The sequence below is a fragment of the Pedobacter sp. AW31-3R genome (genome assembly GCF_052180285.1).
Taxonomy (GTDB): domain Bacteria; phylum Bacteroidota; class Bacteroidia; order Sphingobacteriales; family Sphingobacteriaceae; genus Pedobacter.
The window spans coordinates 5,833,218-5,858,744 of the sequence record NZ_CP197475.1 but is presented as its reverse complement, the minus strand read 5'-3'; the positions used below and the strand labels follow the sequence as shown (position 1 = coordinate 5,858,744).

20 protein-coding genes and 4 tRNA genes are annotated in these 25,527 nt (G+C 42.4%); 11 read left to right on the top strand and 13 right to left on the bottom strand.

The window, feature by feature from the left end; translation table 11 throughout:
* The 4 genes from ACSBL2_RS23895 (at position 1) to ACSBL2_RS23880 (ending at position 5,991) form a co-directional block, all read left to right on the top strand.
* Positions 1-588 carry an RNA polymerase sigma factor gene (locus ACSBL2_RS23895; protein WP_442589066.1) on the top strand — a complete coding sequence of 196 codons (588 nt, stop codon included), beginning with the start codon at positions 1-3 and terminating at the stop codon, positions 586-588.
* 181 nt (positions 589-769) lie between these two features.
* Entirely contained in the window at positions 770-1,780 is a 1,011-nt protein-coding gene (locus tag ACSBL2_RS23890; protein ID WP_442589065.1) for a FecR family protein, read from the top strand.
* 214 nt (positions 1,781-1,994) lie between these two features.
* Positions 1,995-5,177 carry a TonB-dependent receptor domain-containing protein gene (locus ACSBL2_RS23885; protein ID WP_442589064.1) on the top strand — a complete coding sequence of 1,061 codons (3,183 nt, stop codon included), beginning with the start codon at positions 1,995-1,997 and terminating at the stop codon, positions 5,175-5,177.
* Between the two features lie 10 nt (positions 5,178-5,187).
* Positions 5,188-5,991 carry a hypothetical protein gene (locus ACSBL2_RS23880; RefSeq protein WP_442589063.1) on the top strand — a complete coding sequence of 268 codons (804 nt, stop codon included), beginning with the start codon at positions 5,188-5,190 and terminating at the stop codon, positions 5,989-5,991.
* Positions 5,992-6,292: 301 nt separating this feature from the next.
* Here the strand turns inward: ACSBL2_RS23880 and ACSBL2_RS23875 are convergent, their stop codons facing one another.
* The 4 genes from ACSBL2_RS23875 to ACSBL2_RS23860 form a co-directional block, all read right to left on the bottom strand.
* On the bottom strand, positions 6,293-7,729 hold the full coding sequence (locus ACSBL2_RS23875) for a TolC family protein (protein ID WP_442589062.1): 1,437 nt from the start codon (positions 7,727-7,729) through the stop codon (positions 6,293-6,295).
* Positions 7,704-10,889, bottom strand: a complete 3,186-nt coding sequence (locus tag ACSBL2_RS23870) for an efflux RND transporter permease subunit (protein WP_442589061.1) — start codon at positions 10,887-10,889, stop codon at positions 7,704-7,706. Before ACSBL2_RS23870 ends, ACSBL2_RS23875 begins: the two co-directional genes overlap by 26 nt.
* A 25-nt stretch (positions 10,890-10,914) precedes the next feature.
* Positions 10,915-11,997 (bottom strand): efflux RND transporter periplasmic adaptor subunit, encoded by a 1,083-nt coding sequence (locus tag ACSBL2_RS23865; RefSeq protein WP_442589060.1) that lies wholly within the window; start codon positions 11,995-11,997, stop codon positions 10,915-10,917.
* A 106-nt stretch (positions 11,998-12,103) separates the two neighbouring features.
* Positions 12,104-12,511, bottom strand: a complete 408-nt coding sequence (locus ACSBL2_RS23860) for a hypothetical protein (protein WP_442589059.1) — start codon at positions 12,509-12,511, stop codon at positions 12,104-12,106.
* A gap of 289 nt (positions 12,512-12,800) precedes the next feature.
* Here ACSBL2_RS23860 and ACSBL2_RS23855 point away from each other — a divergent pair.
* From ACSBL2_RS23855 to ACSBL2_RS23840, 4 genes are all read left to right on the top strand, one after another.
* A tRNA-Met gene (locus ACSBL2_RS23855) sits at positions 12,801-12,873 on the top strand.
* A 33-nt stretch (positions 12,874-12,906) separates the two neighbouring features.
* A tRNA-Glu gene (locus tag ACSBL2_RS23850) sits at positions 12,907-12,978 on the top strand.
* A 46-nt stretch (positions 12,979-13,024) separates the two neighbouring features.
* A tRNA-Met gene (locus ACSBL2_RS23845) sits at positions 13,025-13,101 on the top strand.
* A gap of 37 nt (positions 13,102-13,138) precedes the next feature.
* A tRNA-Glu gene (locus ACSBL2_RS23840) sits at positions 13,139-13,210 on the top strand.
* A 91-nt stretch (positions 13,211-13,301) separates the two neighbouring features.
* On the opposite strand, the gene ACSBL2_RS23835 is transcribed toward ACSBL2_RS23840, so the two are convergent.
* The 6 genes from ACSBL2_RS23835 to ACSBL2_RS23810 all read right to left on the bottom strand — a co-directional run bounded on the left by ACSBL2_RS23835 (position 13,302) and on the right by ACSBL2_RS23810 (position 18,691).
* The gene (locus ACSBL2_RS23835; RefSeq protein ID WP_442589058.1) at positions 13,302-13,571 is read right to left on the bottom strand and encodes a hypothetical protein; all 270 of its coding nucleotides are present in this window, start codon (positions 13,569-13,571) and stop codon (positions 13,302-13,304) included.
* A 194-nt stretch (positions 13,572-13,765) separates the two neighbouring features.
* On the bottom strand, positions 13,766-14,476 hold the full coding sequence (locus ACSBL2_RS23830; protein ID WP_442589057.1) for a class I SAM-dependent methyltransferase: 711 nt from the start codon (positions 14,474-14,476) through the stop codon (positions 13,766-13,768).
* 35 nt (positions 14,477-14,511) lie between these two features.
* Positions 14,512-15,228: an anaerobic ribonucleoside-triphosphate reductase activating protein gene (locus tag ACSBL2_RS23825; RefSeq protein WP_442589056.1), complete on the bottom strand. Its 717-nt coding sequence runs from the start codon at positions 15,226-15,228 to the stop codon at positions 14,512-14,514.
* Entirely contained in the window at positions 15,170-15,355 is a 186-nt protein-coding gene (gene nrdD / locus ACSBL2_RS23820) for an anaerobic ribonucleoside-triphosphate reductase (RefSeq protein WP_442589055.1), read from the bottom strand. The genes ACSBL2_RS23825 and nrdD overlap by 59 nt, the downstream gene beginning before the upstream one ends.
* On the bottom strand, positions 15,333-17,462 hold the full coding sequence (locus ACSBL2_RS23815; protein WP_442589054.1) for a ribonucleoside triphosphate reductase: 2,130 nt from the start codon (positions 17,460-17,462) through the stop codon (positions 15,333-15,335). The genes nrdD and ACSBL2_RS23815 overlap by 23 nt, the downstream gene beginning before the upstream one ends.
* Before the next feature lie 287 nt (positions 17,463-17,749).
* Positions 17,750-18,691 carry a nucleoside hydrolase gene (locus tag ACSBL2_RS23810; protein WP_442589053.1) on the bottom strand — a complete coding sequence of 314 codons (942 nt, stop codon included), beginning with the start codon at positions 18,689-18,691 and terminating at the stop codon, positions 17,750-17,752.
* Positions 18,692-19,085: 394 nt separating this feature from the next.
* On the opposite strand from ACSBL2_RS23810, the gene ACSBL2_RS23805 reads away from it, so the two are divergent.
* Positions 19,086-19,592, top strand: coding sequence for a hypothetical protein (locus ACSBL2_RS23805; RefSeq protein WP_442589052.1), 507 nt, complete (start codon positions 19,086-19,088; stop codon positions 19,590-19,592).
* A gap of 2 nt (positions 19,593-19,594) precedes the next feature.
* On the opposite strand, the gene ACSBL2_RS23800 is transcribed toward ACSBL2_RS23805, so the two are convergent.
* Positions 19,595-20,323, bottom strand: coding sequence for an esterase family protein (locus ACSBL2_RS23800; RefSeq protein WP_442589051.1), 729 nt, complete (start codon positions 20,321-20,323; stop codon positions 19,595-19,597).
* 64 nt (positions 20,324-20,387) lie between these two features.
* Positions 20,388-20,975: a GDSL-type esterase/lipase family protein gene (locus ACSBL2_RS23795; RefSeq protein WP_442589050.1), complete on the bottom strand. Its 588-nt coding sequence runs from the start codon at positions 20,973-20,975 to the stop codon at positions 20,388-20,390.
* Between the two features lie 199 nt (positions 20,976-21,174).
* Here ACSBL2_RS23795 and ACSBL2_RS23790 point away from each other — a divergent pair, with 199 nt between their 5' ends.
* Positions 21,175-23,727, top strand: coding sequence for an ATP-binding response regulator (locus tag ACSBL2_RS23790; protein ID WP_442589049.1), 2,553 nt, complete (start codon positions 21,175-21,177; stop codon positions 23,725-23,727).
* A 36-nt stretch (positions 23,728-23,763) separates the two neighbouring features.
* Here ACSBL2_RS23790 and ACSBL2_RS23785 read toward each other — a convergent pair whose 3' ends face one another.
* Positions 23,764-25,092 (bottom strand): sigma-54-dependent transcriptional regulator, encoded by a 1,329-nt coding sequence (locus ACSBL2_RS23785; RefSeq protein ID WP_442589048.1) that lies wholly within the window; start codon positions 25,090-25,092, stop codon positions 23,764-23,766.
* 161 nt (positions 25,093-25,253) lie between these two features.
* Here ACSBL2_RS23785 and ACSBL2_RS23780 point away from each other — a divergent pair, with 161 nt between their 5' ends.
* Positions 25,254-25,499: a hypothetical protein gene (locus ACSBL2_RS23780; protein WP_442589047.1), complete on the top strand. Its 246-nt coding sequence runs from the start codon at positions 25,254-25,256 to the stop codon at positions 25,497-25,499.
* Positions 25,500-25,527 lie beyond the last annotated feature (28 nt).

Sequence of the window (25,527 nt, the reverse complement as noted above, 5' to 3'; positions counted from 1 at the left end):
ATGTTTCCAAAATCCAAAAGCGAGTATGAGTTGATTTCCGGTTGGAAAAACGGGGACAATAAGGCTTTTGACCAGTTATTTAAGCTCCACTTTTACAAGCTCCATCAGTTCGCCATCAGACATACCAATGATCCAGAGCTTTCCGAGGAACTGGTGATGGATATGATGCTCAAGGTTTGGCAAAAAAGAGCAGAACTCGAGCAGGAACAAGTCTCTATTGCTCCTTTTCTATTTCATACCCTGAAGGCGGCCATTGTTGACAACTACCGCAAAAAAAGGATAGCCCTGGTCGATATCGCAGAGATCACCAAGGAACCGGGACATCCCGCACAATCCGACGATAAGCTTCTTGCTGCCGAGCTGGGGGATCTCTACCAGGCCAGCCTTGCTTATCTGAGTTCCCAAAAAAGACTGGTCTACGAGATGCGGCAGGAACAGGGCATGAGCTATAAAATGATCGCTGTTGAGCTTAATATTTCTGTCAAAACGGTGGATTCCTATCTGAGTGAATCCGTTTTGCACGTCAGGAACTACCTCAGGAAACATACCGATATTACCCTTCTGATCCTTGTCCTTTTCACTTTCTAATATTCCCATTTTCCGGTTAGCCGCTTGTCCTGCCCCTAAAACTGATTCATTTTTTTTATTATTTTATTTAACTGATAATCATTGTTTTATGATTATTCTCTAAAGTAAATGAATTTTGGCACCCGGAACTTTCCTGTTTCTTACGGTATACCTTTCAGAGACGCTTAATAAGAGTTTTAATATGGAAGAATCAATGGGCAGGAAGTTACTGGTCAGGTTTGTGCAGGGCAAATGCAATGCGGAAGAAACCAGGCTGGTGAAAAATTTCCTGCTGAAACCCGAATGGCAACAGGCACTTGACGAGCTGTTGGAAGAGGATTTCAGAAATTTTGAAGTCGGACTGCCGGATGACAGGCTTAGTAAAGATTGGAACAGGCGTTTCCAGGAAAAATACATCGCTTCGCCCGTTCGCCCGATGTGGCGTCGTCCCTGGCTGGGATATGCTGCCGCCTGCATTTTAATGCTTAGTATAGGTCTGTATTTTTTCAATGGAGATAGAATAGCCGGGAAAAAAGAAGCCGCAATCGCCATGCTCGAAACGCTAAATCCCAGGGGACAGCGCTCAAAAATCTTGTTGCCGGACAGTTCGGTTGTTTATTTAGGTGCAGACAGCCGCATCAGGTACCCCGAAAAATTTGGTGCAGGCAACCGGGAAATTTCTTTGACGGGTGAAGCATTTTTTGAGATCACCAAAGACCACACCCACCCTTTTATTATTCATACCGGCGAAGTGCAGACCAAAGTTTTGGGAACCTCCTTTAAAGTTAACGCATTTGATGGTAAAGACTTGAGCGTATCAGTAGCAACCGGAAAAGTGCAGGTGGGCAGGAAAATAGCCGGTACGGATTCATTGCAGTCATTGGCAGTGCTGATACCGGGACAAGAGGTGAAATGGAACGTGAAAACTCAAACAGCGGCAGTTGATAGGATAGACGCAGAGGGGGTAAGGGATTGGAAAGACGGAACAATGACCTTCGTTGCCGCTTCAGTTGGTGACATTGCAGAAAACCTGGAACGCTGGTATAATGTAAAAATCAATTTCCAGGAGCGTAAGATCGCAAAGTACCATGTTTCCCTGATTGTAAAAGGTACGGATCCTTTGGCCCATACGCTGGACATTATTTGCAACACTACACATCTGCACTACAAGATCAAGGGTAGAATAATTACCATAACGAAAAAAGGAGGATGATGATTTAGACCTTGACCATACCATAAAAAACCGCTCCCCAAAAGGGAACGGTCATTCTTTTCTCCCTTAGCTACAGTTTTCGAAGACCCTTTGCTAATGGGGAAAGCTACCGACCAGGTCGGCGGCGTGATTAAAGCATTTTATTAAAAAACAACTCTAACATTTCAAAAATATGCAAAATGTAGTACAACTACGTCCTTATATACTATTTATTATGCGGTGTTCTTTCATCATAATAGCAATACAGTTAACCTTCGCAGGGTTATTGCTGGCAGCAGAGGTAAAGAGCCAGAACCTGGATCAGGTTAAAGTAGACCTGTCACTAAAACAGGCAACCCTTCAGGAAAGCCTGCTAACCCTTCAGCGTAAAAGTGGGATACGTATTTCCTTCTTTGATGAACTGCTACAGAAAGAAGCAAAAAAGGTAACGCTAAACGGCAATGACATGACTGCCGGTGATGCCCTTCGGAAAATCCTTTCAGGCACCACACTCAGCTACCGTCTGGTGAAGGATTTTATCATTATCGACGCCAGGCCAATTCCGGCAAAGCCAGGTCGTATTTCAGGTAAGATCACAGATGATAAAGGGGAAACTTTGCCCGGCGCCTCTGTTAAAATTGTTGAAAGCGGCAAAGCTGTGCAAACAGGTGTAGATGGAAGTTACGTTTTAAGTCTTATCCCGGGCACGTATACTTTAGAGATCAGCTATCTCTCTTTTCAAACCCAAAGGGTTACCGGTGTGGTGGTTAGTGAAGGTAAAAACACTTCGCTTAACATCGCACTGAAACCAGTATCTGAAAGTTTAAGAGGGGTAACCGTGACTGCAAATTATAAAAAAGCTTCTACAGAAGGATTACTTGCCCGCCAGAAAAATGCCTCGGAAATCAGTAATGGAATTAGTGCAGAGCAGATTTCCAGAACGCCAGATAAGAATATCGGGGAAAGCTTAAAACGGATCAGCGGAGTAAGTTCTATAGATAATAAGTTTGTAATAGTGCGTGGTATTGGCGAACGCTATAATGCGGCAACGCTGGATGGTACCGTCTTGCCCAGTACTGAGCCGCAAACGAGGAACTTCTCTTTCGACTTGATCCCATCAAATCTGGTGGATAATGTAGTGGTTAGTAAAACGGTAACACCTGATATGAACGCGAGTTTTGGAGGTGGATTGATCCAGATCAACACGAAGGACATTCCGAACGAAAACTTTATAAGCTTTACCGCAGGTACTTCTTTTAATGATCAAACTACCGGCAAGCAATTCTTAACCCATAAACGTGGAAAATATGATTACCTGGGCTTTGACGATGGTAGCAGGAATTTTCCGCAAGGGTTGGTAATTACAGACCGGACTACATTTCCGAATAACCAAATGCCTGCACCTGAATTACAGAAAATAGTAGACGAGCAGAGCAGAAGGTTTACCAAAGACAATTTTACAGTATATGAAACCAAGGCTATTCCATCACAAAACTATCAATTTAGCATCGGTAGGTTGATGACCCTTGATACGCTGAACCATAATAAATTTGGTTTTACCGGATCTTTAAGTTACCGAAACACACAAACTATTCATATTCTTGAAGGCCAGGAAAGATCATCATGGAGAGATGGATACGATAATCATGGCAAATCTTATGGCTTTAATACCACTTGGGGCGCATTATTTAATGCCGGTTTGCAATTGGGTAAAAACCGCTTCAGCCTGCGCAACACGTATACCCATATGTTCGACAATACATTGATCAGGATGACAGGATTTGATGATTCAGCGAATGGAGCCGAAGGCATTCCAGACCGTAGAGAAGAAGTGGATGATCCAACATTTACAGATTTATTGCAAAACAAAATCACTGGGCAACACCATGCCGGGAAAGTTAAGATAGAATGGAATATCGCCAGAACTTCAATAGACCGCAAGGAAAAGGATTTAAGTATTGCCACAGCTACAACTAAATTAGTTGACAATGATTATCAGTTTTTCTATTATGCAGGCAGTGTTTCTGAACCTAAAGTAGTGCCCATGTCACGCCACAATTATAACATACACGAAGACCATTACTCATGGGCAGCTGATGCAAGTGTACCTTTTATGCTGGCTGGAATCAATAATACGGGTAAAGTGGGATATTTTGGCATCAGAAAAAAAGGAGGGTTTGACTGGCAGATTGCAAAATTTGCGCAATCCGCATCATTGCCGCAAAACCTTAGCAATATCCCACTTTCGGAAATGATAAAGCCAGAAAATATGGGTGTAAATGGTTTCTCTTATGAGGTTACCCCAGGGGGCCTTGATGGTTTTGCCGGAAAAAGTGAATCGCATGCGGGTTACCTCATGCTAGACAGCAGGCTATTGGAAAAATTGCGTTTTGTGTACGGACTAAGGGTAGAGTATTTTGATTACACAGAAATCAAGAATCCAAATAATGAAAACACCAATGTATATGAACCTAAAAGTGATCAGAAATGGCAGTGGCTGCCTTCTGCCAATCTAACTTACAGCCCTATTTCTTCATTAAATTTAAGAACGGCATTTTCCAGCAGTGTAGTTAGGCCAGAATTAATAGACAACAGTAAATTCTGGAGATACAGTCCGTTTTATGGAGCTCAACTTGGTAATTCGGGCTTAACCAGCACCAGGATCAACAGTTTTGATGTAAAGGTGGAGTGGTTTCCAGGTTTGGGAGAAATATTCTCTGCCAGTGCATTCTACAAGGAATTTGACAAGCCAGTAGAGCTGACGCTGAATACACTTTCAGGCAACATTGTCTATTACATCATGAATGCAGATCATGCCAAAGTCTATGGACTGGAGCTGGAAGCAAGAAAAAATATGGGCTTTATGACGGACAGCAAAATACTCAATAACTTGTACCTGTATGGTAACCTTACCTTACAGGATTCTAAAGTAAAAGGCACCTATGTAAATACACAACCTACGGGACCTAAATACTTAACCAGTACCCAAAATCGCTCCATGTATGGCCAATCGCCTTACCTGATCAATGGAGGTATTCAATACAGCGGACAGCAATTTGGCTTTAATGTCATGTATAACAAATCTGGCTTTAAAACTTTGGTTGTCGGGGAATTACCAACTGACATTGAATATGAGAAAGAACGGGAGCAGATTGATGCCCAAATCAGTTTCAAACTATTGAAGGGGAAAATGGAAATTAAATTAAATGCGGCCAACCTGTTAAACAAGGCTTCCATATTTTATAGAAATACGCAAAGTTATGAGGCTAATCCCGATTATACTGAGGTTAATGGCGACAGAAGCAACGTCTTAAGACTGAAACCTGGTTTTTCCAATAAATATGAAGAAGGTGACCAGATTACGTTTAGCCAAAGATTCGGACGTACCTATAGCACTTCTATAAGTTATAATTTTTAAAAAGATACAAATGAAAACAAAAAACATACAGTTAAGCCTGGTTGGCCTATGCATGCTTCTGTTATATGCATGTGAAAAAATAACGCCAGTAGATGGCCTTAATGTACCGATTCCTGTTAAGGTAGAAATAAAAGGCCTGGTACTGGCAGATACATTAGAATTTGTTTTAGACAACGTAGTGATTGGGCAGGCAATTGAATCTAAATTTAGCATTGCCGACCGATTATACTCACCCGGTAAGAAAATACACTTCCGCAAAAAGGCTGATGGAAGGGTGTTGGGAGAATATGTTGTTGAGAGTGAGCCTTATAATCAGGTTAAAAAAATATTCTATGATGGCACAAAATTGATGGATAAGGTAGAACTGATACCCGTTAGTAACCCCAATAATGTAGGCTTTCGGTTAAGGTTTGTGACCAGTTTCCCTGATTTTTATGGTGGGCCTGTTGATGTGGAGTTCTTTTTAATGACAAGAACAACCACCCGTCCAAGGGTTACAACGTATACCTCCATAAAATTAGTCAGCAGTGTAACCGGAGCACTGAGTGGCTTTTATGAGTTACCTGCGATAGTAGAAGAACCGGGATTCATTAAATCTTACCAGGTTAAAGTTTATAAAGCAGGTACTACTGAATTGCCTTACCGTAGTTTTGATAAAGTAAATATTAGCGATCAGACAGTTAATTATGGAGAGATCATTGGATCATTAACAGCGGGATCCAGTAAGTTACTGTCTATTTCTCCAAATATCTTGGATGACGAGTACATAGGTGACGGGTACAATATCATAGATTTAGCGGAAGACTTTCAGTAAATTCAATTCTGGTCATATCAATAATAATTCGATCTCGATTAAGGCAGCACCGGCAGCGGGTGGCCTTAATTGAGATCGAATTATTATAGGATTGCAGGCTTGTTAATTACTTCATATTATATTAAATTATTTCACTATAGGTAGGGCGTATAAAAAACGAGGCCGATCAATGATACGGCCTCGCTTTCATAATGATTGCAGGTGAAAAATAATAGTGCAGGCACTCCTTTTTAGCGGCAATGCAGCTATTTTAGCGTGTACTATTTCCCTAAATTGATGGTGGAAAACCTCCAGTGAAAATTTACTTCCAGCCTCCACCCAATTCCTGATAGATGTTAATGGCTGCACACAACTGCTTCTTTTTAGTTTCTATCAGTTCCAGTTTTGATTCCAGGGCATCTCTCTGTGTCATCAGTACTTCCAGATAGTCTGCACGGGCAGACCTGAACAAATCATTCGAAATCTCAATGGATTTGTTGAGTGCTTCTACCTGTTCTGATTTCAGCGCGTAACTTTTTTCCAGGTTACTGATATTGGAGAGTTGTGTTGATACTTCGATGTAAGCATTCAGGATTGTTTTTTCATAATTGTACATCGCCTGAAGCTGGCGTACATTGGCATTACGGAATTCAGCTTTGATCCCATTCCTGTTGATCAGCGGGCCGGCAAGATCTCCTGCGAGGGAATAAAGCATGGATTCCGGTGACTTTACCAGATAGGAGGGATTAAATGCCTGGAATCCGAATGCTGCGGAAATGCCAAAAGAAGGATAAAATTCGGCTCTTGCCACTTTGACATCCAGTTTTGCTGCACTGAGTTCCAGTTCTGCCTGTTTAACATCCGGTCTGTTGGCCAGCAGTTGGGAAGGAATACCTGCATGCACTGCTGCAGGAACCAAATCTACGAAGTTGCTTTTATCTCTTGGTATTTCCTGCGGATAACGTCCCAGCAGGAAGTTGATCCTGTTTTCTGTTTCCTTGATCTTTTGAAGGATGTCGAACTCAAGACTTCTTGAACTGAGTACCTCTGCCCGGAATTTCTGCACGGCAAGTTCTGTCACCCTGCTGGCTTCTTTCTGGACTTTTACGACCTCCAGACCATTTTTTTGAAGTTGGATACTTTGTTGTACGATGGCAAGTTGATTATCCAGTGCCAGTAATTCATAGTAGGAATTGGCAACTTCGGAAATTAAATTCGTGAGCACAAAGTTTTTACCCTCCACGGAAGACAGGTATCTGGTCACTGCAGCTTTTTTGGCATTATGGAGTTTTTTCCAGATATCTACTTCCCAGTTCGCATACAAAGCTGCAGAATAATCCATTAGTGGATCGGGTGTTTCCTTTCCGGGAGCGATTTCCGTAGAGGCATCGCCGGCTCCCTGACTGGTATATCGCCCTACTTTTTCAACACCCAGGCCCAGTTTTGCTCCTACAGTAGGTAAAATCTGTCCTTGCTTAAGCTTGATGTCATTCCTTGCCATTTCAATTTCCTGCAAAGTGATCATCAGTTCCTGGTTCCTTGTGATGGCGGTGTCTATCAGATTGGCCAGATGCGGATCACTGAAAAAACTGCGCCATTGCAGGGCTCCTATATTGGTGGTATCCCGCTGATCAGTGAATGATCCGGGAGTTGTGGTGTTTTCCTTCGGTTGTACGATCACAGGGATCTTACAGCTGGCCATGCTGAGACAAAAGCCCAGCATGGCAGCATACTTATATATGGTGTGTTGTTTGTTCATTGTGATCAATTTCTTCAGTTAATGGATTTTCATCTTCGTCTTTGACCAGCGTATATCTTTCGGCTATTTTACCGAAGATATAATACAAGCCAGGAATGATGATGACCCCGAAAATAGTTCCGAAAAGCATACCTCCTGCAGCTGCAGTACCAATAGTTCTGTTTCCGATTTTACCTGGGCCGGTTGCGATCACCAATGGGATCAATCCCGCGATAAAGGCGAAGGAAGTCATCAGGATAGGACGGAACCTCACTTTTGCACCTTCCATGGCTGCGTCAAGAACGGTCGCTCCAGCGCCATGTTTCTGAACGGCAAACTCGACGATCAGTACGGCATTCTTGCCGAGCAACCCGATCAGCATCACCATGGATACCTGCGCATAGATATTATTCTCCAGTCCCAATAATTTCAGCAAGAGGAATGCGCCGAAAATACCAGCTGGCAGGGAAAGGAGAACCGTTAAGGGCAGGATGAAACTTTCATACTGCGCTGCCAGGATGAGGTAGACAAAACCCAGGCAGATAAGGAAGATATAAATAGCCTCGTTACCGCGGGATACTTCATCTTTGGAGATCCCTGCCCAGTCTATTCCGAATCCTCTCGGTAAGGTTTTTTCGGCGACTTCATTGATGGCCTGTATGGCTGCGCCACTGCTGTAACCAGGTGCAGAAGAACCGCTGATTTCCGAAGCATTGTACATGTTGTGCCGTGTAATTTCCGACAGACCGTATACTTTCTCCATCTTCATGAAAGCAGAGAAGGGAACCATCTCATCATGGTCGTTCTTCACATATAACTTCAGGATATCCTCAGGTAATGCCCGATATTCTGGTGAAGCCTGCACCATGACCTTATACTGGCGGTCGTATTTAATGAAGTTGGTTTCATAATTACTACCTACCAGTGTTGATAGGGTGTTCATGGCATTTTCTATGGTTACCCCTTTTTGCTGGGCAATATCATTGTCAACGCGCAGCATGTATTGCGGGAAGCTGGCACTGTAAAAGGTAAATACGGAGGACAATTCCGGCCGCTTGCTCAGCGCTTTTACGAAGTCCCTGCTTACCGTTTCCATTTTCTTATAACTCCCTGATCCCGCTTTATCCAGCAGACGCAGTTCGAATCCACCGGCTGCTCCATAACCAGGTACTGCAGGGGGCTGGAAAAATTCTATCGTAGCTCCCTTGATGTCTTTTGACTCCTCTTCCAGTTCCTGGATGATTTCCTGCACGGAATGTTTCCTGTCTTCCCAGCTTTTCAGGTTGATCAGGCAGGTTCCGGAATTGGAACCTGTTCCTTCAGTAAGGATTTCATAACCTGCAAGTGAAGAAACAGACTGCACGCCATCCACGTGTTCTGCAATTTTCTGCAACCGTTCCGCTACTTCATTCGTTCGCTCGAGGGAAGAACCCGGTGGGGTTTGGATAATTGCGTAAAACATCCCCTGGTCCTCATTGGGAATGAAGCCTGATGGCAGGGTATTGTTAATGAAATATATTCCGGCACAGAAGGCAATCAGCATGGTAAAGGTAACCATCCTGCGGTTGACAATAGTGCCCAGCAGTTTCTGATATCTTCCTGAAAGTTTGTTGAAGCCATTGTTAAAGCCATCAAGGAATTTGTCCAGTCCCTTTTTCTTTTTCGGTTTTCCATGTGTATTCTTCAATATCATTGCACAGAGTGCAGGAGTCAGCGTTAGTGCGACAATACCGGAGAGAATAATGGCTGTGGCCATGGTAATGGAAAACTGCCGGTAAAAAATACCGACGGGACCTGACATAAATGCCACAGGAATGAACACCGCTGCCATTAAAAAGGTGATGGCAATGATGGCACCACTGATCTCTCCAATCGCTTTTTTTGTGGCCTTCAAAGGAGAAAGATGCTCTTCTTCCATTTTGGCATGTACAGCTTCAATTACAACGATGGCGTCATCGACAACAACCCCTATGGCGAGTACCAGGGCGAATAAGGTGATCAGGTTGAGGGTAATACCGAAAAATTGCATGAATACAAATGTTCCGATGAGCGATACCGGTACAGCAATGGCGGGAATTAAAGTCGACCGCCAGTCGCCTAAAAATAAAAACACCACCAAGCCTACCAGGATAAAGGCTTCCACCAGTGTATGTACTACTTTTTCAATCGAGGCATCGAGGAATTTGGATACGTCATAACTGATCTCATAGTCCATTCCTTTAGGAAAAGAGCTTTTTTTGATCTCTTCCATCTTGGTTTTGATATCTTTAATGACCTGACTTGCATTACTGCCATAAGATTGCTTTACGGTAATTGCTGCGGAAGGTTTTCCATTCAGGTTGGAATAGATATCGTACATTGAACTTCCGAATTCTATATTTGCCACATCTTTGAGGCGCAGGATTTCTCCATTCGGACTGGACCTGAGGATGATATTTTCATAGCCCTCTTTAGTGGTAAACCTTCCGGGATATTTCAGTACATATTCAAATGTCTGGGATCTCTTTCCGGAACTTTCACCAGTTTTTCCTGGTGAGGCTTCCAGACTTTGCTGATTTAGTGCCTCAAGGACTTCGTCGGCAGAGATCTTGTAGGCCAGCATACGGTCAGGTTTCAGCCATATTCGCATGGCATATTCCCGGTTACCCAGGATATCGGCGACACCTACACCATCTACACGTCTTAATTCTGATAATACGTTGATATCTGCAAAGTTGAAGAGGAATTTCTGATCCATTTTTGGATCTTTACTGTACAGGTTGATGTACATAAGCATATTCGATTCCTCGCGGGTGATTTTCACCCCTTCACGTACCACCAATGGCGGAAGTTTATTGACCACCGAGGCTACACGGTTCTGAATATTTACAGAGGCCTGGTTGGGATCTGTCCCCAGGTTAAATATCACCTGTATGGTGGCTTCACCATCGTTACCGGCATCGGAGGCCATGTATTTCATTCCAGGAACACCGTTAATTGCTCTTTCCAGGGGAATGATGACCGATTTAATCATGAGCTCACCATTCGCTCCGGGGTATTCTGCGGTGATGTTCACCTTTGGGGGTGAAATGGAAGGGAATTGTGTGACCGGTAAATGGGTCATGGCCAAAACCCCAAGAAATACAATAATCAGCGATATGACTATGGACAGCACGGGGCGCTGTATGAATTTATTAAACATGATTTACTTGTTTAGGAGTGGAAAACTATTCTGCTTTTAACCGCAAATGAGAAATGACTTCATTAGGGGAGACGTAGTCATACTTGATCTTATCATCGTCTTTCACCGTCTGAACTCCTTCGAGCAGCACCTTGTCATCTGCAGATAATCCACTTCCGACTACATATAGGTCGGACATTTCACTGGCTATAGTGATATTTCTCGACCTCACCACGCCTTTTTTGTCTACCACGAAAACATAGACTTTATCCTGGATTTCATAGGTTGTTTTTTGTGGGATGATCAGTGCATTTCTGAGGGGTACGATCATTTGAACTTTCCCGGTTTCTCCGTTTTTTAAGAGCTTATCCGGATTGGGAAACCTTGCCCGGAAAGCAATATTTCCTGTTTCACTGTTAAACTCGCTTTCAATGGTTTCCACATCCCCTTTGTATTTCAGGGGCTGGTTATTTGCCAAGAGAAGGGTTACCTGTTTGTTTCCACGGCCTTTGGTATCTGTTTCATAATTCAGGTATTCTGGTTCTGAAACATTAAAATAGACGAACATCTGGCTGTTATCCGAAAGGCTGGTCAGCAGTTCTCCCTCATCCACCAGACTTCCCAGCTTCAGGGGGATCCGGTCTATGGTACCATCGAAAGGAGCCCTGATCTCCGTAGCGGAAAGATGGAATTTGGCCAGTGAGGTTTCTGCCTTTGCCTGATCCAGTTTGGCTTTCGCCATGGCCAGCTCATTTTGTGAGACTACATTTTTATCAGACAGCAGTTTTGTGTTCTGCAGCTCGATCTCAGCCGCCCTGGTTTCTGCCTGGGCTTTCAGTAATTCTGCTTCGTACATTTTAGGCATAATCCTGAACAAGAGCTGACCGGCTTTTACGGATTGGCCTTCATCGACATAGATATTTTGCAGGAATCCTTTTTCCAGTGCCCTGATTTCAATGTTCCTTACTGATTTGATTTGGGACACATATTCTCTGGTAAAAGAGGTGTCAATTTTTAGTGGGGAAGTCACCGCATATTTAGCGGCTTCTTCTTTTTCTTCTTTTTTAGAGGTACAGCTGGTATGGCACAACAGGCCACACAAACCCATGAGTATACTAATTCTCTTCACGGTATTATAGTAATTAAGGGATATAATGATCTGGAATCGATGATTCCTTTGAATAAATAATAGGTGGGTGACTGTAGTGTTGAAATCACTAAAGCCTATTATTTGATCATAGCCTTAAAACGCGTTGTGTGATGTATTTGTAAGAAGAGGTATAGGAAAAATGGCTGCAGAAGGGCAGACGGTTCCGTGTATAACTATAAAAATGATGTAGAACAGAAGCAGTAGCAAGTACAACATGGCTTTTCGTTAGCAGTACATATTTTCTGCTGAAAACAATATCCTCATCTTCATCGGCGATACTGATAAATTCGTCTTTTTTTTCCGTCAGGTTATCATGTTTGATGACAGGGAAGATCTGGTTTGCGTACCAGGATTTGTTCTGCTGTTTTTTTTGAATGGTCTGTGCAGGCTGATAGCTTACTTTTTTATGATGATGTGATCCTGCATTAAAGGAATTGGATCCCTTTAATACCAGTAAAAACATAATCAGGAACAAAACAACTGCAGCTCTCATAAGACGTGTCAAAAATAGGATTAAGGAAGAATTTTAAGTGATCGGAATCATATTTTATTGTCAGAATTACGTCAATAATAATTTTCTGAAAATTATTCGCGAAAAAAGGGCATAAAAAGCCTCTTATTGTGATATTAATGCCCCATTGTGAGATGATTTCCGCTTTCTGGAACGTAGAAAAATATTTAGATCTAAAATAAGTAATTAAATTACATTTTCGATTTTGATCTTCGGAATAAAATCCTACCTTTGCACTCCCTAAAACATAGTAATTGTTGGAGGAACATAGTGCGGGATGGAGCAGTTGGTAGCTCGTCGGGCTCATAACCCGAAGGTCATCAGTTCGAGTCTGGTTCCCGCTACCGGAGAAGTGGAGAAGACACTTCATATTAAATGGCCCGTTCGTCTAGGGGTGAGGACGCCAGATTTTCATTCTGGAAACAGGGGTTCGATTCCCCTACGGGCTACTCGAACTCTTGCAGGATGGCAGGAATAGTCTGAAATAAAATATAGTGCGGGGTGGAGCAGTTGGTAGCTCGTCGGGCTCATAACCCGAAGGTCATCAGTTCGAGTCTGGTCCCCGCTACCCAGGAGAAGCAGAACCTGTAAAGGTTGGTCGCTTCAAATGGCCCGTTCGTCTACCGGTTAGGACGCCAGATTTTCATTCTGGAAATAGGGGTTCGATTCCCCTACGGGCTACATCAGGGGAAAGGTTCTTTAAACAGAATCTTTCCCCTTTTTTTATCCATCAGTTTCTTATTTGTGATCAGGCAGGATTCTTTAAGACAGGTTATTCTTTTTTGTTGCCTTTCGCCGTCTTAAATGTGTTATAGAACTCCCCTTTTATCCACTTTCCACGCGCGGCGTCTATCATATCGCTAGCGATGATGTAATTTCCGTTTTCAGTATCCAATATCACAACTGCATTATTGTTATTTATTTCGGTGCGGAACCTACCGCCACCGGTATCTGTAACAGATTTACTGCTAATTGTAGCAAAGCCAATGGCTGCTGCCAGAAAACCAATGGATAAAGATTTTGTGTCTAAAGTAATTTTCATATTCTTCCTATTTTGTTTTTGTGTGTACACTAAAGTTAGGAAGTTTTGAAAGGAAAAAATAGTTGAATACACTACGCGTCAAAAATGTTACCGATAAGACTTTGCTATGATGGGGACATTTTTTAATTCGAATTAATTGATGATGGAAAAGCCTGATCAATAGAAATAACCGTTAGGTGTACAATTGGTCATTCCTATTTCTTAAAACCTACAAAAGATGCAAAACATAAATGTTTATGTAAGATATCTACAGCTGTAAAACCTACCTTTTGCATCAGTTCTAACTGATAGATCAGGCTTCTGGGCGAATCTTCCTTCTCAATGTAAGCAAATACATGGTCCCTGTAAGATTCATCCTTTAGGGAAGTCAGGTAATCTCCGTAAAGATCGGTATATATGTAGTGGTGTAAAGCTGGGCTGGCCTGGTGTACCAGGTCAAAAATCCAGATACTTCCTCCTGGTTTCAGGAGCCCGTAGAGCTTTTTGAATGAACTTTCCCAATCCTCATCGTCACGGAGATGGTGCAGTACTGCAGTCGCGATAATCACTTCATATTGGTTATTCCCAAAATCCAACGTTCTGAAATCGCCTTTCATTATTTTTACTTCCCCATTGGTCGCTGCGCTAACCCGTTCCTGAGCCTTGTCCAGCATTGGTCTGCTCAGGTCCAGCAAAGTCACCTCAGGGTTATTTACTGCCTCCATGAGTTTTACGGCATAGTTTCCTGCACCGCAACCGATGTCCAGTACACTCGTCAAATCGGGATAAATTTGGGCTATTGCTTTTGTGATCAGTTTCATATTCAGGGTAGCATCCAGGGTGGTTGCCTGTCCGGTTTCCAGGTTGGAGAAACGTTCTACATCTGCATCAAAACGTGTTTCGATCTCTTGGATAGTTGATTTCATAGCATCTTTGATTTTATTTATCAAAGCTAATGTTTTTATTTTCTTACGACTATCCTTATATCCGGGGTAGAAAGTGCTTCAAAATTGATTCTCTGAACGGAGTAATTCAAATCCATCAGCGTTCTGGTGTTGTTGATATAATACTGGATATAGTAAGTTCCTTTATATCCTTTCTCTTCCAGAAAAGTAACCATCCATTTCAGGTCTTCCTCACTGAGCAATTCAGCATGAACGGTGGTCCTCACTTCGAAGTCTACCGTTGAATTGATCAGCAAGGATAAGGTACTCTCAAACCCATTAAAAAGGGTTGACCTGGTCATGTCAAAAAACTTTTCCGGAGTTGCCTTGAAATCCAGGGCTACATAATCCACCAGGCCTTTCCTTAACAGGATATTGAGCATAGGGGGATTCGAACCATTGGTATCGATCTTGATCAGCATCCCCAGTTTCCGGATTTCCAGTATTAGGGCGGCAATGCCTTTATGTAGCGTACATTCTCCACCGCTGAGTACCACACCCTCCAGCAGATGCTTTCGCGATTGTATAAAGGCTAAAGCTTCGCTGTAATTGATATTTCCTTTTCCCAGTACGATGTCCGGATTGTAACAGTAGACACAGCGCATATTACAGCCTGCAAACCAAAGGATGCAGGCTATTTTTCCGGGATAATCAAGTAATGTAAAAGGAGTGATGTTATACAGCCGCTTTGCTGCTGCCTTGTTCTGTGAAATGTATTCTTTGTTTGTGCTCACCTTTTTTACCTATGTTAAAACTCTCTACCGGCCTGTGGTACCCCATTACTCGGGTATAAACCAGGCATTTGTTACGTTGCTGCTGATATTGCGCCAGGATGGCTTCATGGTGCTGTAATTTGTTCATAGTCGACTGATTTTAAAGTATGTTTTAATATGATTAGTTCATCGCATTTAGGGCAGAAACCATGTTCACCCGGAAGATATCCATGGACAGGGCAAATACTGAAGACCGGGGTTACGGTAATATAGGGCAGTCTGAAATTGGTCAGTACTTTCCTTACAAAATTGCGGCAGGCATCCGGGCTACTGATTTTCTCCCGCATGTACAGGTGCAGGACAGTGCCTCCGGTGTACTTACACTGTAAGTCATCCTGAAGCATTAATGCCTCAAAAGGATCGTCGGTATGGTCGGCACGTATCTGAGAACTGTTTGTATAATAGATATTGCCTTCAGCTCCTGCTTGTATGATATCAGGGTAACGTTTGAAATCTTCCTTAGCAAAGCGATAGGTTGTTCCTTCTGCCGGCGTGGCTTCAAGGTTATACAGGTTACCTGTTGCTTCCTGAAAGGCCTTGAGGCGCATGCGGATATGTTCCAGGATAGCGGAGGCGAAGGAGATTCCCGTTTTACTGGTAATTTCATCTTTCCCTTTGCTGAAATTCTGGATCATCTCATTCATCCCATTCACCCCAATGGTGGAAAAGTGGTTCCTGAAATGCGATAAATATCTTTTTGTATAAGGGTAAAGTCCACGGTCATACATTTCCTGTATGAAAACTCTTTTCTTTTCCAGTGTGGACTGCGCAAGGTCGAGGAGTTTATCCAGGCGGGCATATAATGCTGAACGATCGCCGGGATAGAGGTAGCCCAGGCGTGCCATATTGATCGTCACCACACCAATACTTCCCGTCATTTCTGCACTTCCGAACAGGCCATTGCCACGCTTTAAAAGTTCTCTCAGGTCAAGCTGCAATCTGCAGCACATGCTTCTTACCGCATTCGGTTTATAAGCTTCCGGATTTTCCACCTTGTGCCCGCTCTCATCTGTGAAATACTGACTGCCGATGAAATTCTGGAAATAGGATGATCCTATCCTGGCCGTATTTTCAAAAAGTAAGTCAGTATTTTCTCCATACCAGTCAAAATCTTCCGTGATATTGACTGTAGGGATCGGGAAGGTGAAAGGCTGGCTATTGGCGTCACCTTCAGTCATCACGGTATAATACGCTTTGTTAATCATGGACATTTCTTGTTGGAAGTGTCCGTAACATAAATCAGTCAGCTTTTCTGCCCCACGTTCTTTACCTAACCTGAGCAGGTTTTCATCGGTGACATCAGTGAAAAGATGGAGGTCTTTTTTTGTAGGAATCTGTTCTTTCAGGTCCTCAGGGGCAACCCAGTCCAGGGTGATATTCGTAAAGGGCGATTGTCCCCATCTGGCTGGAACGTTAAGATTGTAGACGAAACTTCTGACCGCTTTTAAAACGTCTGTATATTCCAACTGGTCTTTGAAGACATAAGGTGCCAGGTAGGTATCAAAAGAACTGAATGCCTGGGCTCCCGCCCATTCGCTTTGCAGGATACCAAGGAAATTAGCCATTTGTCCAAGTGCTTCCCTGAAATGTGCTGGCGCCCTGCTTTCTACGCGCCCGCGTACACCATTGAATCCTTCATTCAGCAAGACCCGAAGGCTCCAGCCTGCACAATATCCTGTCAGACAATCCAGGTCGTGGATATGGAAATCCCCATTTCGGTGTGCATACCCTTCTTCTCTGTTATATACCTTGTCCAGCCAGTAATTTGCAATGATTTTACCAGCGACATTATTGACCATGCCAGCATTGGAATACGACGTATTTGCATTTGCATTGATGCGCCAGTCGGTCTGCCTGATGTATTCTTCAATAGTTTGTGTGCTGTTGACATAAGTCGTATCTTCCTGCAGGTTGCCTGTATGTTCCCGCTGTAATTTTCGGGTGTGCCGGTAAAGCATAAATGAACGCATGACTTCAAAGTAACCCTTATCAAACAGCGTTTTTTCTATGCAATCCTGAATCTCTTCTACCGCCCAGGTAATTTTATCCTCAAGATGTGCCATGACAGCTTGGAATACACTGCCATCCGGCATTACAGATGCACTGTGAAAGGCTTTGACAATTGCATCTTCTATTTTATAGCTTTCAAACGGGCTGTATGCTCCGCTTCTTTTGATAACATTCTTCTCCATCATGATTATTTTTTGTGCTAGCGTAACAGCTGTCGATACACCAAAAATAAGTGGAGAGGCGGTGGAATAATATGACGGTAAGCATAAAATTCAAACTAATATTTTTTTAGCAGAGAGATATGCGGGTTGGGTTTTCTAACTTTTAAACAATCAACGGGTTAGATTTTGTAGGGGAAAATATGATCCTCGTTACTATTTTGTGGGAGGAATAAGGGATAACCCGGAGCTGTATTTTGAAAAGGATTAGATGAAATACAGCTCCGGGTTATCAAAGAATAAGGAGGGAATAACTATTTTTTGTTATTGTAAAGACTGAGTTTAGCAAAAAAATCTTCAAACATTAAACGTGTATCCAGTTTGGTATACACCCTGATATTTCTTCCGGATGTATTGGTTTCATAAAGTCCCTGGTTGTTGATCAGTGGTGAAGGTACGAGCGCAAATTCGCTCGAAGACGGATCTCTTTCAAAGGAGGAGGTTAATGCGGTCAGGAGTACCAGTGGGCTATCTCCCATGATATAGGTTTCTCCAATATTTAAATTGAATTTGGCCGTCATCTTCATCACATTTTCAATGGTTTCTGCAAGGTAAGTGCCTGTCTTTCCCTGTGTTTTTACGCGAAGTAGCAATTCGGAATAAGAGAGTAGAGTCTGGCGGTAAGCATTACGCGGGATTTGCCATACCGGAATGTCGGAATGGTTAAAAATAACCTGTCCCGCTTTGATGTCGATACCTAAGTTGTATTCTAGGCTGGTATATCCGGGGGGAGGAGTGGCTAGTGCTGTATATTCAGGGCCGCCAATCCATACAAGGGTTAAACGTTTTGCAATTTTAGGTTCTAACAGATAAGCACTGGCTAAATCAGTCAATCCTGCGCCACATACGACATACAGGGGAAGGTTCGTGTCCGTACGCATCGCTTCTTTTACAATTGCCTGTGCTGCGGCAGAGTTTTGGGCAGTGCTGTCATTTAATAAGCCAGCATTTGAACCTTCATATAATGGGAAAGCACCTGTTAAGTTCATTACTTTTAAAACTTCTTCCACTTTTTTCTTTGCATTGGTGGCCGTCGTAGTGGAAGGATCAAATCCATCTCCCGGCTTTAAATGTGAACCTATGATCGCACTGATCTCTGCTGAAGGAGAGAGTACCTGGTGGACAAGTTGAAATAAACCATCCGGGTCACCGCTGAAATCATTGTCGATAATGACACGTATGCGCGGTTTGATCATTCCTTCGAGGAAAGATGGCTGTTTGCTGTTTCTCTGATTGTTTTTGTCCTGTGCAGATAAATTAAGGCACAATAAACAAAAAATCAGGGTAAAAATGTACGGACTTCGCTTCATCATATTTATATTAAGTTGGTGGAAACAATCGATTGCTTCGTTATGAAGCAAATATAAAAGGTTTTAACATTTAATGGCAGTATATAAAAAAACAATCAGTCAGAAATGTTCCTCTTTTTTTAGCAGAGCTTGTTCAGTTCAAAAATATGATTCTTTGATAGCGGATGTCTACCTTTGTCCTATGTTTATGAAAATTCGGCTGTTCAGCCAAAAATATACAATGGTTATGCTGGTTCAATTGAGCTCTGTTCTTATCTGCAATGAACTTTATGGCCAACATATGAAGAATACTGTTCTCCGCCAATCAATTCCTGATGAAGCAGTGCTTGACCAGAAACCTTATTTTGCAGACCATCAGGTAAAGACTACAGATTCACTTTTTTTAAAGGATATCAATATCTTAAAAAGCTCCGGGAGTTTTGAAGGGGTAGATGCGGAGTTGTTAAAAGCACCGCTGTTGAAAGAGATTCTGGCCGGCGAAATAGAAAGGAACAGGCCTGCAACATACCGTACGGTCATTGATTTTATGAAGGATTTCAAGCGCACCAGTGCCTATACTGATTTTATATCCGGTGTTGTATTGTTCAGGGAGCTGGAAAACAGAAAGATCAATTTAAAAAACTGGGAAAATGACCAGGCCCTCTTTGTGAAGTTGGGTTTTACCGCGAGTGACTTAGAAGATTTCAGGCATTTTATAGGGAAACGGAAGCACCGTAAATTATCCTATAAACAGGCCTATCTTCAATACATGAAAGAAATCAACGATCTCGGAACCGTAAACAAATAATACTAAAGATAAATGTTGATCATTTGCTTCCAGTACTTGGGCTTATGCGCCTCCCCATTCCATACATAGAATTCATGGTTGATCCCTTTGCTGTGGAGGATATGATCCAGCTGGTAGTTGTTATCCAGGAAAGCATCTTTCTCTCCTATAGCGATGATAATAGATAATTGACGCAGCTCATCCAGTATGGCAGGATCATCCAGGTTGGACAGGTATTGTGTTGGTGAATTAAAATACGTGTTTATATTGCGGTATCCCTGCAACAGGTCCTGGAAGGCGCCGAGTTGAAGGGTGATATCATAACGGCCGCTCATCGCCACTACCTTATTGAATTTCCCCGGGTGTTTAAATGCGATATTAAGTGCATGGAAGGCACCCATACTGCAACCTGCGGAAATGAGGTAAGCGTCCTTACTTTCTTTGTTGATGAAAGGAATCACCTCCTCAAGAATATAACGCTCATATTGAAGATGCCTGTCGATTTTGGCTTCCGGGGAGGAGTGCATATCATAAAAAGCTTCCTGATCAAGACTGTCCACACAGAATAACTGCAGTTGTCCATTTTCTATCTTTGACCTGAGCGCATCGATCATTCCCCAGTTTTCATAATCAAAAAACCTGGCAGAACGGGTAGGGAAAAACAAGACTGCAGCACCGCCATGGCCAAAAGCCAGCAATTCCATGTCGCGGTTAACTGCCTTACTGAACCATTTTTGATAAACTCTTTTCATCCCCAATAAAGCTAAGCATGGAAATCCACATTCGCATTAAAAAACTGTTAAAATCTGGTAACGATTATAACAGTTCTTTTAAGAGGATATCTTTCCATACTTTGTAGCCATTCAGACTGAGGTGAAGGCCGTCCTTGTCATAATAGCTTTGAATGGGAAGGCCATCCGGACCTATCATATGGGGAAAGATATTGATGAATTTCCAATTGCTGTCTCTTCTGGCAATTTCCTCGGAGATCAGTTTGTTGGTATATTCAAAACTTTGATTTAAGTTCCAGCGTTTAGGGCTGGGTTTAAGGGAAATGAAATAACAGGGGATAGGGCCAAATCTTTCATTTACCTTTTCTATCAGTTGTAAAAAGAAAATAAATACTTCCTCAGGTGTTCTTCCATCCCCCAAATCGTTATCACCTGCATACAAGACCATCCGTTCTGGGGCATAAGGGCCTACTATCCTGTCAAAAAACCATACACATGCAGCCAAAGTAGAGCCGCCAAAACCCAGGTTCACCGGAGAAATAGGTGCAAAATCAGCAGTTAAACTTTCCCATAAGCGGATCGTGGAACTCCCATAAAAAATTGTTTTTGGAGATGCTGTAAGTGTTTCTTTTTTTAGAACTAAACTCTTCACCTCTTCTTCATACCAATACATAACTGCAATTTTAAGGATAATTCAACTCAATAAGAACTGTTCTTGAGGATAAATTGGAGATAGCTGTAACGTTGACCTGATCGGGGAGGGGTCCCTTTCGATATTTCGGATTTTAATCAGGGATGGATGAGCTGGCCATATAATAAACAAAAAGCTTTGACGTATTGTTATCTTTACCGTAAAAACTCCCCTTTTAAGAATGACAGGTCAACCCCGAAAAAGTTTTCTCAGTGCTGCTAAAGGCAAAATCATTATTGGATTTACCCTTGCTTTCTTAGCCCTTTTTCTGGCCTGGGGGGTAAGTAAAATAGCATTTAATGAGATGCTTGACACTGTGGATGCGATTTCTACTCCAAATGCAAAATTGCGGATGGTGAATGCTGTATCCAGGAAAGTAGGAAGCCTGGACCAGCAGCAAAAAAATCTTGCATTTAAGTCGCCAGGAAATTATGACCAGTTTTTCAGGGAATCCACACACCTGAGACAATTACTGGATAGCCTTGCAGGAATGTACAGTACAGATTCTTTGCAGACGGCCAGAATAGGGACTATAAAGCTGTTATTGGTGGAGAGGGATAAGCAGTTCGTCAATTACCTGAAGGTGCGTGAAAAGTTGGTAAATGACCGCGTTTTTACCAATGAAGTAAAAAAACTGAATGAGCTTGTCAATCGGGGACCTCAGCAACAGGACAGTACGGTAGTTACTACGGAGAAAAAAACTTCAACAGTGACTATTTTCCCTTCTGAAGAAGAAAAGCCAAAAGGTTTTTTTAACCGGCTATTTGGTAAAAAGAAAACTGAAGAAGTCAACCAGTCTTATCAGCTGACGAATGAGGAGAATATCAAGCGGGATACGATTGCTTCGTCTATTGATACCGTTATTGCAAGTGGGGTGAAAAATTCACTGCTGACTATTCAGCAGGAGCAGCGAATTAAAAGTGCAAGGTTTTTGAACAGGGAAGCAGTTTTGGCAAATGCAAATAATTTGTTGATCAACCAAATGCTGGATATTCTAAGGAAAGTAGAATTGGAAGTCGTGGCACAGATTGAGCAGAATGGGGTGGAAGCGAAAGCTGTAGTCAATACTGGAATCACAAGGATAAGTGTGATCATGGTTGGTTTTTTTCTGCTGACGGTCATCCTCCTCTACCTGATATTAACGGATATTACACATAGCAATAAATACAGAAAAGAGCTGGAGGCCGCCCGGGATGAAGCAGAATATCATGGAATGGCTAAACAGCGGTTTCTTTCCAACATGAGCCATGAAATACGCACTCCCTTGCAGTCTATTATTGGATATGCGGAAATCATAAGGAATCAGCCCCATCCTCAGCAGAAAGATGTTGATGCAATTTATCATTCTTCAGAACATTTGTTGCAGATTGTCAATGAAATCCTGGATTACAACAGAATTATATCAGGGAAATTTACTTTTGCCAATCAACCTTTTCCGATTAGGAAGCTTCTTGAAGAAGTTATTTCTGTCATGAAGCCACAGGCAGAACACAAACAGTTGCGCATGCGTACGGAGATAGAATTACATGACGTGGAATACATTGTGGGCGATGCCTTCCGGTTGAAACAGATTCTATATAACCTGCTGAGCAATGCCATTAAGTTTACACAAACAGGTGAAGTCGTGCTGTCTGTTTTTTATAAAAGACAGGGGGAGAACCTGCATTTTACATTCATTGTGAAAGATACCGGCATTGGGTTATCTGAGGGAGATACCAGCAGGGTTTTTAATGAATTTGAACAGGTGGATTCTCCGGAAAAGGAAGTGATCAATAAGGCAGGTGCAGGACTGGGATTATCCATCATTAAGTCGTTGATCGAAAACCAGGATGGACGTATTTATGTGAAAAGTAAAAAAGGAGAGGGAAGTGCATTTACAGTTTATCTTACTTTTACTATTGCCCCTCAGCAGGTGATAGAGGAAAAGGTGGCTACAGCCAAAGCCTATACCAAAGCTACCGTCTGGGTGGTGGATGATGATCAGCTTATCCTGGATTTATGTGATATTATCTTTGCAAAAAGAGGCTTGTCGCACCAAACCTTTAATTCACCTGGAAACATGTTGAACACAGGCTGGGATCCTTCAGTGAAATATATATTCATGGATATGAGAATGCCTGAGATGTCTGGTGTAACCCTGTGTAAACTGATGAAGGAGAGGATACCTTCCGATGTGAAGATTTATGCAATGACAGCACAGGTGTTACCGGAAGAACTTGAAGCCGTATTGAGTCAGGGATTCGATGGCTTGATTATGAAACCTTTCCGTGAAACTGACCTGCTTGCTGTGCTGGAGGTGGAAAGTCCTTTAGAAGGATCAAAAGTGGAACCCATTTTAGTAGAGGAATCTAAAGCTGCAGCAATGGAAAAAGAAAATCATGCTTATCCGGAGGTGGAACTGGACATTGCTGTAATTGAGAAAATGACTTTCGGAGACAGGGAACTGCTGCACAAAATTCTAAACAGGTTTAAGGTAGATTGTGCAAATGATTCCTTGGAACTTCAAAACAGCCTGGAAGAAAATGATCAGCCCATGGCGAGACTGATCGTTCACCGTATTGCCGGCCGTACAGCTCAGATGGGCTCAGGAAAACTGGCCGCTGAATTCAGGCAGATGGAAATGGAAATTGCCGAAAACCATATCCTCACGGCAACTTTGAAAGAGAAAATCCATAACCTGATTGATGCCTTAAATTTTCTGATGACATTGGTTGACGAAACGATCAGTTCCTAGATCATAATTAAGGCTGTACACGGCTATAAGACCAGTTTATTCAATTTCATAACGCTCCATCTTGCTATAGAGTGTTTTTCTGTCAATATTGAGCAGTTTTGCGGCTTTGGATTTATTGTATTTCACTTTTATGAGGGTCTCCATAATCAATGTTTTTTCATTGCTTTCATTGATGGCTTTCAGGTCTGATCCAGTAGGTCTGGGTGTATGGTTAATGGCTAAAATCATTTCATCAGGTAAGGATTCAATCCCTGCCGTATCTGAAGGGCTGAGTAAAACCATTCTTTTGATCACATTTTTGAGCTCTCTTAAATTCCCCGGCCAGTCGTATTGCAATAGAAGATCTTTCACCTGGGGCGATAACTGGCTGACATTCCTTTCCAGTTCTTTATTGGAAAGACGGATAAAGTGATCTATGAATAACTCAAGGTCTTTCCCACGTTCTCTCAGCGGTGGAAGCTGGATTTTAAACTCATTTAAACGATGGTACAGGTCTTCCCGGAACTCTCCATTCTGTATGCTGTTTAATAAGTCGTCATTTGTAGCCGTAATAATCCTCACATTGACCGGAATTTGTTTGGTGCTTCCCAAAGGCTGGATCACCCGCTCCTGTAAAGCCCTTAAGAGTTTTACCTGGACTTCATAGGTCAGGTTACCTACTTCATCAAGAAACAATGTCCCTCCTTCAGCAGTTTCGAATTGTCCCTTCTTGTCAGTTAGGGCTCCTGTAAAAGCCCCTTTTACATGACCGAACAATTCACTTGCAGCAAGATCTTTTGACAGTGCACCACAGTCTATTGCGACAAAAGGTTTTTTACTCCGCTTACTTTGCGTATGCAGGGTTCTGGCGGCATACTCTTTACCCGTTCCGCTTTCTCCCTGAATAATCACCGACATATCTGTTGGTGCGACCAGATCAATATGTGCATAAAGTTTATCCGCTGTGGCACTTTTTCCTTTAATGAAGTCAGTTTGTAATACTGTTGGCGTCACTGCTTTCTCCTCTCTTTTCCCAAGTGATCCTTTAATAATCATCAAAAGTTCATCCGGGTTCACGGGTTTGGTAATATAATCCACTGCACCAAGCTGAATGGATTTAACAGCAGTCCGCACATCATTAAAACTAGTCATGATGACAATAGGGCAATTTATGCCCTTCTCACGTACATGGGATAAAATATCCAGTCCTGTACCATCCGGAAGGCGGTAATCAACCAGCATCAAATCAAATGTATCCTGAGCTATAATTTTTAATGAATTCTTCAGATTATGAGTAAGATGCGGTTCATGGTCATGCTTCTTCAGAAAGCCTTCCAACAGTTGTGAAAAGGTTACATCGTCTTCAATAATCAGTATTTTCGCCATAGGTATCCGGGTTGTAATCTATGCAAAAATACAAAAGACGGATGACTTCCTGCTTTTAATAAGCGGATAAATTATTTCCGGTTCCCGGCTGCTTCTTCCAATAAAGCAAGAACAAAACTCAAACCCCAAGCGTTATAGGCATATATTAAAATCAAATTATTATGACTTATCAAGATATTTTAAATTCAGTTGCTGCAAGGTCAGTAAGTACTTACCAGGCTTATCTGGAAGCTAAAATTGCTACATTATCTAACAATGATGATTTCTCGGCAGACAAAACAGAGCAGCACAGGGCAGAATATGAGCGCCTGGAAAAGAAGCTAATTGCTTTATTGGCCACCATTAAAAAGAATAACACGCTAAATGAAGAAGCACCGGACAATTACGAAGAGAACTTTATCGCATGATTTTTCCCATTGCTTATCAATACCTGAA

Bases quoted from the DNA above. Each gene is read 5' to 3' on its own strand.
- ACSBL2_RS23880 (WP_442589063.1), top strand. From the start codon at position 5,188: ATGAAAACAAAAAACATACAGTTAAGCCTGGTTGGCCTATGCATGCTT.
- ACSBL2_RS23785 (WP_442589048.1), bottom strand. From the start codon at position 25,092: ATGGCGAAAATACTGATTATTGAAGACGATGTAACCTTTTCACAACTG.
- ACSBL2_RS23795 (WP_442589050.1), bottom strand. From the start codon at position 20,975: ATGTATTGGTATGAAGAAGAGGTGAAGAGTTTAGTTCTAAAAAAAGAA.
- ACSBL2_RS23800 (WP_442589051.1), bottom strand. From the start codon at position 20,323: ATGAAAAGAGTTTATCAAAAATGGTTCAGTAAGGCAGTTAACCGCGAC.
- ACSBL2_RS23790 (WP_442589049.1), top strand. From the start codon at position 21,175: ATGACAGGTCAACCCCGAAAAAGTTTTCTCAGTGCTGCTAAAGGCAAA.
- ACSBL2_RS23830 (WP_442589057.1), bottom strand. From the start codon at position 14,476: ATGAAATCAACTATCCAAGAGATCGAAACACGTTTTGATGCAGATGTA.
- nrdD (WP_442589055.1), bottom strand. From the start codon at position 15,355: ATGAACAAATTACAGCACCATGAAGCCATCCTGGCGCAATATCAGCAG.
- ACSBL2_RS23805 (WP_442589052.1), top strand. From the start codon at position 19,086: ATGAAGAATACTGTTCTCCGCCAATCAATTCCTGATGAAGCAGTGCTT.
- ACSBL2_RS23810 (WP_442589053.1), bottom strand. From the start codon at position 18,691: ATGATCAAACCGCGCATACGTGTCATTATCGACAATGATTTCAGCGGT.
- ACSBL2_RS23885 (WP_442589064.1), top strand. From the start codon at position 1,995: ATGCGGTGTTCTTTCATCATAATAGCAATACAGTTAACCTTCGCAGGG.
- ACSBL2_RS23780 (WP_442589047.1), top strand. From the start codon at position 25,254: ATGACTTATCAAGATATTTTAAATTCAGTTGCTGCAAGGTCAGTAAGT.
- ACSBL2_RS23870 (WP_442589061.1), bottom strand. From the start codon at position 10,889: ATGTTTAATAAATTCATACAGCGCCCCGTGCTGTCCATAGTCATATCG.
- ACSBL2_RS23895 (WP_442589066.1), top strand. From the start codon at position 1: ATGTTTCCAAAATCCAAAAGCGAGTATGAGTTGATTTCCGGTTGGAAA.
- ACSBL2_RS23815 (WP_442589054.1), bottom strand. From the start codon at position 17,462: ATGATGGAGAAGAATGTTATCAAAAGAAGCGGAGCATACAGCCCGTTT.
- ACSBL2_RS23835 (WP_442589058.1), bottom strand. From the start codon at position 13,571: ATGAAAATTACTTTAGACACAAAATCTTTATCCATTGGTTTTCTGGCA.
- ACSBL2_RS23860 (WP_442589059.1), bottom strand. From the start codon at position 12,511: ATGAGAGCTGCAGTTGTTTTGTTCCTGATTATGTTTTTACTGGTATTA.
- ACSBL2_RS23875 (WP_442589062.1), bottom strand. From the start codon at position 7,729: ATGAACAAACAACACACCATATATAAGTATGCTGCCATGCTGGGCTTT.
- ACSBL2_RS23890 (WP_442589065.1), top strand. From the start codon at position 770: ATGGAAGAATCAATGGGCAGGAAGTTACTGGTCAGGTTTGTGCAGGGC.